The organism is Chryseobacterium lactis (assembly GCF_003815875.1).
Classification (GTDB): Bacteria; Bacteroidota; Bacteroidia; order Flavobacteriales; family Weeksellaceae; genus Chryseobacterium; species Chryseobacterium lactis.
In genome coordinates, this window is record NZ_CP033924.1 from 3,023,221 (window position 1) to 3,037,597 (window position 14,377).

A 14,377-nucleotide genomic window follows, 5' to 3' on the forward strand; every position below is an offset into this window, starting at 1 on the left:
AAACTGTTTTTAATGATTGTGAGCAGAAGGATGAGTATGGAAAACATGCATTAAAAGAGCCAGTAAAACACCAACAATCACCAATCCTATTTTCATCCAGTCAATATTGTGATTTTTATTGCTTTCAAAAATAATAACTGATGAAATATGAAGGAAAATACCTCCAACAATAGCCAGGAAATAAGGCTGCAAATCCGGATTAAAGTAATTACCTAATAACATTCCCATCGGAGAAGCCAGGGCAAATAAAGCTACAATCAGTAAAGAAGGATAGGACGAACTTTTGGAATCTTTCTTTCCATTGAATAAAAATGCTCCCAGAATAAATGAAATAGGCAGGTTATGAAATACAATTCCTAAAAGGTAAGGTGATATTTCATGTTCTTCATTGGCCAAAGGAATTCCTTCGATAAAAGCATGAACAAATAATCCCACCATTAAAGCAACCGGCAGAATATTGTGTTCATTATGATGATGAAAGTGTCCGTGTTCAAAACCTTTGGTCAAAGCTTCCAGAATCATTTGTAAAAGAACCCCTGCGATCACAAAAATTCCCAGACTACTGCTTTCGCCGGAAGTGTAGACCTGAGGGAAAACTTCATTCAGGCAGATGGTGATCAGAAAACCGGCACTTAATATCAGTAGATTTTTAGCCAGCTTTTCTTTTTTACCAAAATGCTTTCCCAGAAAGACTCCGGAAATGACACTTAAAATCAGTAAAAGTACTGCTATCATTATTTTTTCTTAAATAAATTGATACAACGTGGAGAAGTTTCTTTTGTAAACTCGTTCAGCTGATAATCTCCCCAGATTTTTATTCTTTCAAAACCGCATTCTGAGGCATAGGCATTAATGGCTTCTAACGTGTGGAGTTTTACTTTTTCGAAGAAATGAAAAGGTTTCCCGTCTGCTTCAAAGCGAATATCCTTAATAACATGCCTTCCTTCAATCTTTTTCAGAATTTTGAAATCGATGTCACCACGGGTAATTATTGTTTCAGGAACCATGTTTTTTCTTACATATTCTTCATTCAGATAATCAAGGACAAAGAATCCTCCAGGTTTTAAAGCGTTGTAAACCGACTGAAAAACTTTTTTATCATCATTTTCATTGTCAAAATACCCGAAACTTGTGAATAAATTGAAAACGGCATCCATTGGATCTGCATCAATCGGGTTTCTCATGTCATGAACTTCAAAAATCAAAGTTTGATTTTCATATTGTTTATCAGATTCAATACTCTGTCTTGAAAGGTCAAGGCCTAGTACATCATACCCTAATTTATTGAGAAAAACAGAGTGTCTTCCCTTACCACAGGCAAGATCTATGATTTTTGACTGAGGTGGAAGCTGAAGGTCCGCAGTCAGCTTTGTAATGAAGTTTTCAGCTTCAGTATAGTCTCTGTTGCTATACAATAAATGATAATAAGGGGTATCAAACCAAGATTCAAACCATTCCATAATGCAAAAATAACTAAATTTGTGCGGTTAAAAGCAAAGTATTTTACAACATTAAATGATTGAGAAATTCAATTGATCAATACGTTGGAGGGCTAATCTTTTAATTATTAAATATTTAAATCTTTTAATTCTTAGTTATGGATACAGAAAATTTACAAATACAGATAAAAACATTCTTCGGACTGGAGCAGATTCTGGCGGAAGAAATCAAGAAATTGGGTGGAAGAAATGTTGAAATTAAAAACAGGGCAGTCAATTGTGAAGGAGATCTTGGTTTTTTATACAAAATCAATTATTCTGCGAGAACGGCATTAAAAATTCTTGTTCCGATTCATGAGTTCAAGGCTTTTAATCAACATCAGTTTTATGACAGGTTGTTTAAGTTTGATTGGGCAGAATTCATGGATGTTGATCAGTCTTTCTCGATTGATGCTACTGTAAATTCTGAAACATTCAAACATTCTCAATTTGTTACGTTGAAAATGAAAGATGCGATCGTAGATTATTTTCAGGATAAGTTCAAAAGACGCCCGAATGTTGAAACGAGAAATCCTGATATCAAATTTCACCTTCATATCGACCGTGAATTGGTGATGATCTCAATGGATTCTTCCGGAGATCCTTTATTCAAAAGGGGATACAGAAGGGAGCAAGGTGAGGCTCCGATCAATGAAGTTCTTGCCAGTGGTATGCTTCAGTTAGCAGGTTGGGACGGAAAAGGTAATTTTCTTGATCCGATGTGCGGTTCCGGTACGTTGTTAATCGAGGCGGCAATGATCGCGATGGATCTTCCGGCTCAGATTTTCAGAAATCGATTCGGATTCCAGAACTGGAAAAATTATGATTCGGATTTGTTTTCAAAAATAAAAGAATTCAGAGTGAACAGAGTCAGACAGTTTGATGGGAAAATCGTTGGCTATGATATTGATGCAAGAATGTTGAACGCTGCGAGAATGAATGTGGAAGCCGCAGAAATGGAAGATGTTATTGAGATTAAAAAACAAGACTTCTTTGAGTCTAAAAAAGAACTTTTCCCATTATTAATGGTATTCAACCCTCCATATGATGAGAGAATTTCAATTAATGATGATGACTTCTACAAAAAAATAGGCGATACTTTTAAAACACATTATCCAAATACCTTAGCATGGCTGATTTCATCAGACCTGGAAGCGGTAAAGAAAATCGGTTTGCGTCCTTCAAGAAAAATCAAACTATTCAATGGAAAGCTGGAAACAAGATTCTTACAGTATGAAATGTATGAGGGAACGAAGAAAGTACATAAACTAGAAGATAAAAAGTAGAAACTAATTTACATTCAAACAGATGTCCTGGAATTTTCTTGATGTTTTAGAAGGAGTCTTTGATGTTCTCGAATTATTTAGTTCAGGATCTGGTTCAAAATCAAGTTCGGAAAGAAAGAGTCTGAATTATGATGAGAGGGTTCAGAGCAAGGTAGTAGTAAGATCTAAATATTATACTGAAAAGATAAGTGCAGGATTTATTCTGGCTGCAATAGTTCTTTTTATTATTATTTTTAAGAATCCGTTGCGGGCAGAAAACTATGTGCAAACTTTAATTGTAGCTTCATTAATAGGAATAGCGATCTCTTTTGTAGTGTTTTTTGTTTTGCATGTATTTGAGTGTTTTTATTTTAAAAATATTTTTAAGTTACTACTTTTTAGTTGCTCAGTAATTGCATTCTTTATATCGTTTGTTTTGTGTATTTATTTTAAATCAGGAATATTTATCTGATTAGACTAAGTTAATTTCTCCGAATAAGCTGTTAAACCATTTGTGGTTTCCTTCACGAATAAGTAATTTTGAAAAATTTTCAATTTGAAACCTAGTATTTCCATTATTGTTGCCATTTACAACCGAAAGGATGAACTTTTCGAGTTGCTGACCTCTCTTACCCAGCAGACAGATAAGGAGTTTGAGATGATGATCGTTGATGACGGTTCTGTTATCGATCTGAAGCCAACCATCAGGAATTTTGAAGGAATGCTAAATATTAAATATTTCAGGAAGGACAATTCCGGACCCGGGCTTACAAGAAATTATGGGGCAGCAAGAGCGGAAAATAACTGGCTGGTATTTGTAGACAGTGATGTGATTGTAGAGAAAGATTATATTCAAAATATTAAAAATGATATTCTGACAATCCCATGTGATGCGTTTGGTGGAGCAGATAAAGCTCATAAGGGTTTTAATCTGATGCAAAAAGCCATTTCGTATTCTATGACTTCTGTTTTTACTACCGGTGGAATTCGGGGAAGTAAGAAAGCGGTTTCAAAGTTTCAACCCAGAAGTTTTAATATGGGCGTGAAAAAATCGGTTTTTGAAAAAGTGGGAGGATTTTCAGAGATGAGAATAGGAGAAGATCCTGATTTATCAATGACTCTTTGGGAAAATGGCTTTACAACTGCTTTTTTTGATGATATTGCAGTGTATCACAAACGTAGAGTAGATTTTGGTAAATTCTCAAAGCAGGTATATCAGTTTGGTTGCGCAAGGCCTATTCTTAATCAGAGGCATCCGAATTACGTGAAAATTTCCTTTGCTTTTCCTACCTTATTCATGTTGGGATACATGATGGGCTTTTTAGAGTATTTTATGATGGGAAGAGGAATTATCCTTACTTTTTATGGGTTGTATACCGTACTGGTATTTTTCCACGCATTATTGCTGACTAAAAATATAAGCATTGCAGGTATGGCGGTTATTTCCACCTATATTCAGATGTTTTCGTACGGATATGGATTTTTAAAATCTTGGATATTACTGAATGTCGCAAGGATGAAACCTGAAGAGGCTTTCCCAGATCATTATTATAAGAAATAAAAAATACTGAAAGTAAAATATTGATAGGTTTTTGGCTAAAGCCTATTCCTGTTGAATTTAATTACACTTTAGCATTTTAAAATAAAAAAGGCTGTTCAAAAATGAACAGCCTTATCTGTACAATAAAATTTAAGATATAGAAATGTTTTCATGGTTAAGAACGCCTGTTTTCAGCATGCATTCTTTCATTTTTTGGTATGTTCGCTTAATGTCGTGATCAAGTCCTATAGAGAATCTGATCAATCCATCAGAAATACCTATGGCTTCACGTTCTTCTTCAGGAATTTCAGATGAGGTGGATTTTCCTGAGCATGAGAATAATGTTTTATAGAAACCTAAGCTTACTGCCAAATATCCAAGATTTTCTTCCTGCATCATTTCCATCAGTTCATTTGCTTTTTCTGTAGTTCCCGCATCTAAAGTCAGCAGGCCTCCAAATCCATATTCTTCATGGAGCATACTTTTCATCAATTCATGATTTTTGTGAGAAGGTAAACCAGGGTAGGATACTTTTAACCCGTCTTTTTCAAATCTTTCAGCAAGATACATAGCGTTGTGGCTATGCTGTTTTATTCTGATATGAAGTGTTCTCAGGTTTTTCAGAATACTTGAAGATCTCAGGCTGTCCATTGTAGGACCTAGAAGCATACAGGCTCCGGAATTCACATTTTTTGTATCGTCGATAAATGCCTGTGAAGCACAATATACACCACCAACAGTATCACTGCTTCCATTGATGAATTTAGTTAAGCTGTGAATAACAACATCTGCTCCAAATAGTGTTGGGGAAATTGAAAGTGGTGAAAAAGTATTATCAACAATCAGTTTTAAATTATGTTTTTTACAAATTTCCGACAGTCTTCTAAGGTCAGCCACTTCAAGAAGCGGGTTGCTTACGCTTTCACAGTAGATTACTTTTGTATCGGGGGTAATTGCATTTTCAACAACATCAAAATTATTAATGTCAACAAATGTGGTTGCTACATTGAATTGAGGCAGAAAGTTTTTAAGGAAAGCATAGGTTCCTCCATAGATGGTTCTGCTTGATATGATGTGGTCTCCGCTTTTGCAGACCTGCATTAAAACAGAAGTGATGGCTCCCATTCCGGATGCGGTAACGTTGGCCGATTCTGTATTTTCCATTTTGGCCAATGCCTGTGCCAGATAAAGATTCATGGGAGATGAATGTCTGGAGTATAAGTAACATCCCTCAGCATTTCCTTCAAAAGTGTCAAACATGGTCTTCGCTGAAAGGAAGGTGTAGGTAGAACTATCCGAAATAGAAGGATTTACTCCTCCGAATTCACCAAAATACTGAAGATCCTGGATTTCATTGGCTGCATTAAAATTTTCCATATGAGTATGTTTTTATTTTATCTGGCCAATTTGCGTTATTTTCCTAATAATTACAATATAAATTTGAATTTATAGAATATAAAACTGTAAATTTTTGTTTATTTAGAAAAAATATTTGGTATATTGTAGAATATTAATTTTTTACCAAAAAAATATCTATGGAACTTGACGAAATTGATAAAAAACTGCTCTTGTTTCTGCAGGAGGATTGTAAGCAAACCACCAAAGAGCTATCCGGAAAGCTTGGATTGTCGGTAACGGCAGTTTATGAGCGTGTTAAAAAACTGGAAAACTCCGGCGTTATTTCCAAATATGTAGCCTTATTGGATAAGAACAAAGTTGACCGTAATTTTATTGTGTTGTGTCATGTAAAATTAACCCAGCATAAAAAAGAATTTGTGTTGCAATTTGAAAAAGAAGTGATGAATCTTCAGGAAGTTACGGAATGTTTCCATGTAAGCGGAGATTATGATTATATCCTTAAAATCGGTGTAAGAAATATTGAAGATTACCGTAATTTTATGTTGACTAAACTCACCACATTGCAGCATATTGCCAGTACACACAGTTCTTTTATGATTTCCGAAGTGAAAAATACAACGGCAATAGTCCTGTAAATTATTTAAACACTATTTTACAAGACTATTGGTGATTTTTGTTACCTCATCAATGAAATAGCAGAGTCTTTTTGTGCTTGGAAATCCTGTATTTATCATACCAATACTCCGTTTTTGGATGCAATGGGTTCAGGAAGATCTGTTTCGCCACTCATTTGAAGTAAATCAATTTCAATGGTTCTGCAAATAGACAGCATTGGTACGTCAAACATCAGCCCTGCAAAAGGGTTCTCAGAATAATCTCCTACGAGTTCCATGATAATATAGATCCATCCGATGGTAATACAGAAAGGGATGGAAGTCCATATTCCCCAGTCTCCCAGTTTCGCGAATTCGTTTACTAGTCCAAGAGGAAGTAGCAAAATAAAGAGAATATTAAAAACAAATGCAGTACTGGCAAACTGCCTTGGTGAAGGGAATTTCTTAATTCTCTCTGCCTGTCCCTGAAAGCCATAAAATTCATTGAGACAGTTTTGTAATTGTGTCTGATTGAAATCGGTGATGGCATTCATATTTTTAAGCTCATTGATATCTTTTGCCTGCTGAGAAATCAGGTAAGTGGCAAAATTTTTATAGGTGTTTTTCAGTTCATATTCTTCTTCAGACAGGTATTTGTGAAGGAAAATTGGGGCTCTTCCGTAATCAGGAAATCCGGCCTTGATGAGTCTGTTTCGTTTGAGATTGATATTTCCGAATTTGTTTTCTGCGCCAATGTGTTCCCATTCAGTAGGAATCAAAAGTTGCTCACGGAATGTATACAGCCAAGCAATATGACGATTAACAATCCTTTTCTTACGATCTTCCAGATCAAAAGTACCGATTTCTTCGTTTTGAGTATCAAAAGCGTAGACCATAGATGCAAATGAACGGCTGGAATTCACAATTCCGCCCCAGATTTTTCTTGCTTCCCAAAGTCGATCGTAAGCCTGGTTATTTTTAAAACCTACCAAAAAAGCTTCTGCAGTACCGATCAAAGCAACCGGAACCCATGGAATAGTCATCCATTCCCAATTAAAGAAATAAAAAAGGACAACAATCAGTGTACACCATATCGAGATTAAAATAAGATGAGTGCCTGATAAATTAAGAACCTGTTTATAATTAACATATTTTGTAGTGATCATAAAAGAGAATGTGTTTTTGCATTGCAGACAAAATGAATACCAAACTACAGGTGTGCCGGGTTAATCATGTTTGCGGATTGAGGGATGTTTAAATTACTTTCGTTATAAGGTATTAACATTGAGATTGATAATCTTAAATAAAAATAGTAAAAAAATGCATAAAAAAACCTCTAAAAATTTTTAGAGGTTTAATTTTTTAATATTGTAACATTTCTTCAATCTTTTTAGAGAGCTTTTCTGCGTTAGGAAGCATCTCTTTTTCAAGGATCAGATTGATAGGAACTGCTGGAGTGTCTAGCGAGCCCATTGTTTCTACCGGCGCATCCAGATATTTGAAACAGTTTTTTGAAATACGATGAGCAAATGCTTCTGCAAAAGAGTTGTTAAGCTGTTCTTCTGTCAGAACAATACATTTCCCATGTGCTTTTACTCTTTCGAAAACGAGTTCTTCATCCAAAGGAATTAAAGTTCTTAAATCAATCACCTCAACTCTTCCGTTGAAATTTTTAACAGCTTCTTTTGCCCAGTAAACACCCATTCCATAAGTTACGACCAGTAGGGTTCTGCCTTTTTCAGTTTCATTCTGATCCGCTTCAATCACAACTTTACCTTTTCCGAATGGAAGAACATAGTCTTCAGCAGGTTCTATTGTTTTTGCATCTTCGGTTCCGGGAACTTTACTCCAGTATAATCCTTTATGTTCAAGCATGATTACCGGATTCGGATCATAATAAGCTGCTTTTAAAAGACCTTTGAAATCAGCAGCATTACTTGGGTAGGCTATTTTTATCCCTTTTATATTCGCTAAAATACTTTCTACACTTCCACTATGGTAAGGACCGCCGCCGCCATAAGCTCCGATGGGAACACGGATGATATTGCTAACAGGGAACTTTCCTCCACTTAAATAATTTGACTTTGAAATTTCAGTGATAAGCTGATTGATTCCGGGATAGATGTAATCGGCAAACTGAACTTCAACAATAGGTTTTAATCCTACCGCACTCATCCCGGCAGTAGAACCAATAATGTACGCCTCCTGAATAGCTGTGTTGAAGACTCTTTTACTACCAAATTTCTTTCCTAAAGTAACTGTTTCACGGAAAACTCCACCAATTCTTTCGCCAACATCCTGACCGTAAAGAAGAGCTTCCGGGTGTTTCCACATCAATTCCTGTATTGCATGAATGGCAGCATCTACCATTACAATCTTTTCTCCATTGGCTGGTTCACGAGTTCCGGCCTCTTCAGTAATCGGAGTAGGAGCGAAAATATGTTGCATCACCGTCTCAGGCTTTGGATCTTCGGCATTCTGAGCTTTTTCAAAAGCTTCTTCAGCTTCAAGACGTGCCTTTTTGGTGATTTGCTTTAAAAGATCTTCATCTGCTCCTGATTCCAGGAGTTGTTTTCTTAATATTTCTCCCGGATCCTTTGAACGGTGTTTTGTTAAATCTTCTTCATCTCTATAGAATTCTCTTCTTACTCCTGAAGTATGATGGCCAATCAGTACTGTTTTTGCACAGACTACCAAAGGTTTTCTTTCGGTTCTTACAAAGTCTACAGCTTTTTTCATGGCTTCAAAACTTTCCACGAAATCAGTACCGTCTACTCTCATTCTGCTTAATCCTGTAAATCCTGCTACAAAATCATAAGCGTCACAAGTTCTTGCTTCGTCTTTCGTTACAGAAATTCCCCACTCATTATCCTGAACAAGAAAAATAATAGGAAGTTGATGCAGGGCTGCAAATTGTAAAGCTTCACTTACTTCACCTTCTGTTACTGAATTATCTCCAAGACTACACACTACAACAGGATTGTTTTCAAACTGCTGAAGATTAAAATCCTGGATGTATTTAATTCCCTGTGCAACTCCTGTTGTCGGGATGGTTTGCATTCCTGTAGCAGAGCTTTGATGAATGATTTTAGGTTTGTTTTCATCTCTGCTGGAAGGGTGGGAATAATAAGATCTTCCTCCGGAAAAAGGATCATCAGCTTTTGCCAGTAATTGAAGCATCAGTTGATAAGGTTCAAAACCAATTCCTAATAGAATACTTTCATCTCTGTAATAAGGAGAAACCCAGTCTTCTTTCTTTAATTGATAGGCTGTGGCAAGCTGAATTGCTTCATGGCCTCTTGAGGTACTATGAACGTATTTACAGACATTTCTGTTTTCTTCATAAATATCAGCCATCGCTTTGGCCAGCATCATATGATTATAGGCTTTGAGTAATATATCCTGAGAAACTTTTTCGTGAAGTGTATTTTCCATAGAAAGCAAATATACATAAAAAAACAAAATACTAACAACTGTTAGTATTTTGTGAAAAATCTATGTATTTTACGATTATTCTTTGATCACTTTTTTGGAGATGACATCTTTTCCTGTTTTTATTTCAATGATGTAAATTCCTTTTGTGTACGTTGATAAATCAATGGATTCCTGATCATTATTGACGGTTCCACTTTGTAGTTTTTTGCCTGTCATATCATAGACGTTGAAAGTAGATTTTTTAGGTGCTTTTAATACCTTTACAATGTCTTTTGTTATGGTAGGAGCAATAGCTATATTGTTGTTTGAATTCCCAACTTCTTTTGTTCCCAAAAAAGAAGAGTAGCCTGTTACCAGAATAGAGTAGTTTTGAGGGGTTGCTCCTCCTGTATCATTTACTAGGTTACCTTTGTTGGTGACTTCAATTCTATAAGTTCTGCCTGCAACCGGAGTGTCTACTATTACTTGCTCTACGTTGTCTACTGTATTGTCTCCTTTTATTGCTGTTAATGGGCTATTATAATCAAGCCTCCACGGGAGATAAACTGTGTTGTTTGTCGTATCGATAATTCTAAGATCTAAGTCATTGATGAGTTTTGAATTCCTTTGATTGTACAAATCTGCTAACGGAGGATTAACAGCTACATTTGAATATTCCGGATCTATCCATGAAATGGTAACTTTTAAAGGTTCGCTTCCAGAGGCTATCACTGTTTTTTTGTTTGGAGTTCCGCTTGTTAATGTTTCATCATTCAAAATAATGGTGTTATTAGATTTTGCTACGAGTAACTCTGCTCCTTTTTTAGCATTAATAAATCCCCAACCAAATTGTGCGTCAGGTCCAATGTTGCCAGCTTCTGAAGCAGAATGAATCATTAGCGTTTTTGCAGATGCCGCATTCAGTATATTTCCTGAAAATAATTGTTTGTTGATTTGTGTCCAAAGCCCGATAATACCAGTTACTATAGGAGCTGAGAAAGAGGTACCACTTCCGACGTTAATTTTATTACCTCCAGTTGAATTATTATCAGTCCATGCACTTGCAACATCAGTTCCTACTGCTGTGATATCAGGCTTTATACCACCGTCATCTCTTGGTCCGGCACTGCTGTAATATGAGTGAATAACATCAGCTGAAGTAGTGTATCTGCCATCATTGTTTGTGATTCTATCTGAGGCGGCAACAGTAATGATATTTTTGGCTACGGATCCGGGAGATATGCAGTCATATCCTTGTGAACAGTTGACAGGAGGAAGGGTGTCCGTAGCTGTAAATTCTACCCAGTTTCCGGAACTGTTTTTATAATATTTTTTATAGTTAGCTGTATCTGTGGAGTAAGCATTATTTCCCATTCCAAAGTAATTTCCCGCAGATTTTACAATAATATATGATGGATTATTATAAACAATATAGTCATAATACTTATCATCAATGATATAGGCACTCTGCATGTCACGTGTTGTACTGGAGGAAGTAAAGTTTCCTCTCCAGACCCAGGCGTTAGAACCGTTAACGTTGACAATATCCCATCCTCCATTAATACCATAGGAATGATTGGAGATGATAGGCTGTGCTTTTATTATTTTTTGAAAGACATTGCTGGAAGTTGTTTCTCCGGGTAATGTAGAGTTACCGAATGAGTAGGCATCTATTTTGGAATTGGGGGCAATTCCTTTGAAGTTAACCTGTCTGCTGGTCCCGTCAACAAAAGTCACGGTGAAAGGATAATCTCTAGCACCTATGAAACTGGCAACTCCTGTTGCATGGTCTCCGTAGTCGAGAGTAGAGCTTTCTTTATTGGTAATTCTACCGGAAGCATTATTAAAAAAGACATGATCACCAAAAACTCTTGCAGTACTAGATTTCTGACTTCCGTCAAAAATAGTAAACTTAATATTTTCACCATTAAAAGCCCCTGTCAATCCGGTGATATTCCCATCTTGTAAGAAATCGGAATTAGAGTTTTTAATTTGATCTGTATCATGAATCGTGTAGAAATAGGGAATGCCATCGGTGAATCCTGCTAGACTGGTTCGTTGGTTTTCAATTTCTTTTGAGATTTCAGGGTTTCTGTTTGATCCATATTTTTTGGCTACATAGGTCTCAAATTTTTGAATGTCCTCCGCTCTCATTTTTTCAAATTCTCTTTTCAGAGACTCATTGTTGTTTTGCGCACTTGCTAATGAAATAATCAATGTGCTGATCGAAATAAAAATTTTATTCATAATATTTATTAAATGTTTAAGAATTATAGTGTTTTTTCAAATATATGAATAATTTAAAATTATTTCTATTTTAGCGTGTTAAATGTGTGTTTTTGTTTAATTTATTGATTTTAATTTTATTTTTAATTAATAATTTTAATAATTTCTGAATATCGAACGATTGTTTTTATTTGAAAAAGAAGTGGAAAACGCCAAAAATACTGGCAGGTTTATCCTTTTTAATGCAGATGATTACTATAGCTAGAATTGGATTGCTATATTTTGTGTAGAAATGAGAATAAAAAAAGCGCAATACCAATCCGGTATTGCGCTCTGTTTTATTTGTACGGAATAATTACTCCTTAATTACTTTTTTAGAAATAACATCTTTTCCTGTTTTTATTTCAATGATGTAAATTCCTTTTGTGTATGTAGATAAATCAACTGCCTCTTTCTCACTGTTCACAACACCGTTTTGTAGTTTTCTACCTGATGTATCATACACTGTGAATGTTGATTTTCTAGGTGCTTTCAGGATATTGGTAATGTCTTTTGTTATCGAAGGTGCAATGGCTAGTTCATTGAATACACTAGCTTTTGCATCCTGAGTTCCCAATACCTGATTGAAACCGGTTACGATAATTGAATAATCCTGAGGAGCTGTAGCGCTTGGTACAGCATTATTCTTTAATGTTCCTTTGTGTGAAATCTCAATTTTATAAGTTCTTCCAGCAACAGGGGCATCAATAACTACTTGCTCTACATTGTCTACCGTGTTGTCTCCCTTAGTAGCCGGAGTCATTGGGCTGGTAGCATTCAGCTTCCAAGGCATGTATACTGTATTTGTTGTTATATCAGTAATTTTAAGATCCAGATCATTAACCAGTTTTGATGTTCTGTTGTTATAGGCATCATTCCATGTTAATCCAGATGCAGGTAATTTGTATTCAGGATCAATCCATGAAATAGTCACTTTAATTGGAGTGTCGCCTGTTGCTACAATACTTTTGGTATTAACCGTTCCGTTATTTAATGTTTCGTTGTTGAAAACTACGGTATTATTAGATTTTCCTACTAATAATTCGGCTCCTTTTTTAGCATCAATGAATCCCCATCCGAACCATGGATCTGGTCCTACATTTCCAGCTTCTGCAGCTGAGTGAATCATCAACGTTTTAGCAGCAGCAGCATTTAATTCTGCATTATTAAATAATTGCTTGTTAATCTGTGTCCAAAGACCAATTACTCCTGTAACAACCGGTGCTGAATAAGAAGTTCCGTCTCCAACTGTTAAACTTTGGCTACCTGTAGTATCTTCTGCTGTTGAAGCACTTCCTACACTTGTTCCCACTGCTGTAATGTCTGGTTTGATACCTCCATCATCTCTAGGACCGGCACTGCTGTAATCCGAATGAACGACATCTCCCGGAACGGTATATCTTCCTGAATTGGCTGTAATAATGTCTGTAGCACCTACTACGATAATGTTTTTTGCCAATGAACCAGGTCCGATACAATCAAATCCTTGTGAACAGTTTGATGTCGGTGTTGTATCTGTAGCAGCAAACGCAACCGGAGTGTTGGTATTATCAGTATAATAGGTCGGAAGTGGAGTTGGTGTCGGATAATCCGGGCCATATCCAAAATAGTTTCCTGATGATTTTACAATGATATAGGTTGGATTATTGTATACAATTGCATCATAATTCTGATCATTGGTAAAGTAAGTTCCCTGTAGGTCGAATGAAGTGTTTGGACTGTTAAAAAGACCTCCCCAAACCCATGCGTTGGCTCCGTTTACAGTTTTTACATCCCAACCTGCGTTTGAACCATACGAGTGATTTGAAATCTTGGGTTGTGCAGTCAGTATTTTTTGGAATACTGTACTGGCAGCTGTATCTCCCGGCAATATTGAATCGCGGAAAGTATATGAATCAATAGTTGAGTTTTTAGCGATTCCCTGAAAGTTAATTGTTCTGGAAGTCCCGTTTGTAAAAGTAACTAATTGGGTGTAAGGCTTAGCTCCGATAAATCCTGAAACAGAAGTGGCATGAGCTGAATAGTTCATGGTGCTAGCTTCCTTATTGGTGATTCTGTTGGTTCCGTTATTAAAGAAAACGTGTCCTGCAAAAGCTCTTCCTCCGTCAAATATTGTATATTTTATATTTTCACCGTTAAAAGATCCTGTAAGGCCGGTTACGGTTCCGTTTTGAAGAAAATCAGAATTTGAATTTTTGATCTGATCCATATCTTCATTCTTGTTGAAAAATGGCTTTCCATCTGGTGTAAACCCAGCTAAAGTAGACTTTTGTTCTTCAATTTCCTGCTGAACTTTCAGATCTCTACTTGTCGTTCCGTAGCGTTTTGCCACATAAGTGTCAAACTTTGCGCTGTTTTCTTTGCTTTGTTTCTCAAACGCTCTTTGTAATCCTTCATTGTTTTGCGCACTTAGCATTGTGATGGCTAAAGTACTGACCAAAAGTAAATGTTTCTTCATAATGA

General features: G+C 36.1%; 10 protein-coding genes. 3 read left to right on the forward strand and 7 right to left on the reverse strand.

What is annotated here, in order from left to right:
* Positions 1-9 precede the first annotated feature (9 nt).
* A complete protein-coding gene (locus tag EG342_RS13485; protein ID WP_103294144.1) occupies positions 10-732 on the reverse strand; it encodes a ZIP family metal transporter in 723 nt (240 codons plus the stop codon).
* Positions 733-734: 2 nt separating this feature from the next.
* Positions 735-1,460: a class I SAM-dependent DNA methyltransferase gene (locus EG342_RS13490; protein WP_103294126.1), complete on the reverse strand. Its 726-nt coding sequence runs from the start codon at positions 1,458-1,460 to the stop codon at positions 735-737.
* 137 nt (positions 1,461-1,597) lie between these two features.
* Here EG342_RS13490 and EG342_RS13495 point away from each other — a divergent pair, with 137 nt between their 5' ends.
* Positions 1,598-2,764, forward strand: coding sequence for a THUMP domain-containing class I SAM-dependent RNA methyltransferase (locus tag EG342_RS13495; RefSeq protein WP_103294127.1), 1,167 nt, complete (start codon positions 1,598-1,600; stop codon positions 2,762-2,764).
* Positions 2,765-3,299: 535 nt separating this feature from the next.
* Complete coding sequence (locus EG342_RS13505; protein ID WP_103294129.1) at positions 3,300-4,304, forward strand: glycosyltransferase family 2 protein; 1,005 nt, start codon at positions 3,300-3,302, stop codon at positions 4,302-4,304.
* Positions 4,305-4,433: 129 nt separating this feature from the next.
* On the opposite strand, the gene EG342_RS13510 is transcribed toward EG342_RS13505, so the two are convergent.
* Positions 4,434-5,660: an aminotransferase class I/II-fold pyridoxal phosphate-dependent enzyme gene (locus EG342_RS13510; protein WP_103294130.1), complete on the reverse strand. Its 1,227-nt coding sequence runs from the start codon at positions 5,658-5,660 to the stop codon at positions 4,434-4,436.
* Between the two features lie 158 nt (positions 5,661-5,818).
* On the opposite strand from EG342_RS13510, the gene EG342_RS13515 reads away from it, so the two are divergent.
* Positions 5,819-6,277, forward strand: a complete 459-nt coding sequence (locus EG342_RS13515) for an Lrp/AsnC family transcriptional regulator (protein ID WP_103294131.1) — start codon at positions 5,819-5,821, stop codon at positions 6,275-6,277.
* A gap of 95 nt (positions 6,278-6,372) precedes the next feature.
* On the opposite strand, the gene EG342_RS13520 is transcribed toward EG342_RS13515, so the two are convergent.
* From EG342_RS13520 to EG342_RS13535, 4 genes are all read right to left on the reverse strand, one after another.
* Positions 6,373-7,401: a bestrophin family protein gene (locus EG342_RS13520; protein WP_103294132.1), complete on the reverse strand. Its 1,029-nt coding sequence runs from the start codon at positions 7,399-7,401 to the stop codon at positions 6,373-6,375.
* 196 nt (positions 7,402-7,597) lie between these two features.
* Positions 7,598-9,670 carry an alpha-ketoacid dehydrogenase subunit alpha/beta gene (locus EG342_RS13525; protein ID WP_103294133.1) on the reverse strand — a complete coding sequence of 691 codons (2,073 nt, stop codon included), beginning with the start codon at positions 9,668-9,670 and terminating at the stop codon, positions 7,598-7,600.
* A 75-nt stretch (positions 9,671-9,745) separates the two neighbouring features.
* Entirely contained in the window at positions 9,746-11,896 is a 2,151-nt protein-coding gene (locus EG342_RS13530; protein WP_103294134.1) for a S8 family peptidase, read from the reverse strand.
* A gap of 334 nt (positions 11,897-12,230) precedes the next feature.
* Positions 12,231-14,372: a S8 family peptidase gene (locus tag EG342_RS13535; protein ID WP_103294135.1), complete on the reverse strand. Its 2,142-nt coding sequence runs from the start codon at positions 14,370-14,372 to the stop codon at positions 12,231-12,233.
* Positions 14,373-14,377 lie beyond the last annotated feature (5 nt).

Excerpts from the sequence above, each read along its gene's own strand:
- EG342_RS13490 (WP_103294126.1), bottom strand. The coding sequence starts at position 1,460 with ATGGAATGGTTTGAATCTTGGTTTGATACCCCTTATTATCATTTATTG.
- EG342_RS13525 (WP_103294133.1), bottom strand. The coding sequence starts at position 9,670 with ATGGAAAATACACTTCACGAAAAAGTTTCTCAGGATATATTACTCAAA.
- EG342_RS13535 (WP_103294135.1), bottom strand. The coding sequence starts at position 14,372 with ATGAAGAAACATTTACTTTTGGTCAGTACTTTAGCCATCACAATGCTA.
- EG342_RS13520 (WP_103294132.1), bottom strand. The coding sequence starts at position 7,401 with ATGATCACTACAAAATATGTTAATTATAAACAGGTTCTTAATTTATCA.
- EG342_RS13510 (WP_103294130.1), bottom strand. The coding sequence starts at position 5,660 with ATGGAAAATTTTAATGCAGCCAATGAAATCCAGGATCTTCAGTATTTT.
- EG342_RS13495 (WP_103294127.1), top strand. The coding sequence starts at position 1,598 with ATGGATACAGAAAATTTACAAATACAGATAAAAACATTCTTCGGACTG.
- EG342_RS13515 (WP_103294131.1), top strand. The coding sequence starts at position 5,819 with ATGGAACTTGACGAAATTGATAAAAAACTGCTCTTGTTTCTGCAGGAG.
- EG342_RS13530 (WP_103294134.1), bottom strand. The coding sequence starts at position 11,896 with ATGAATAAAATTTTTATTTCGATCAGCACATTGATTATTTCATTAGCA.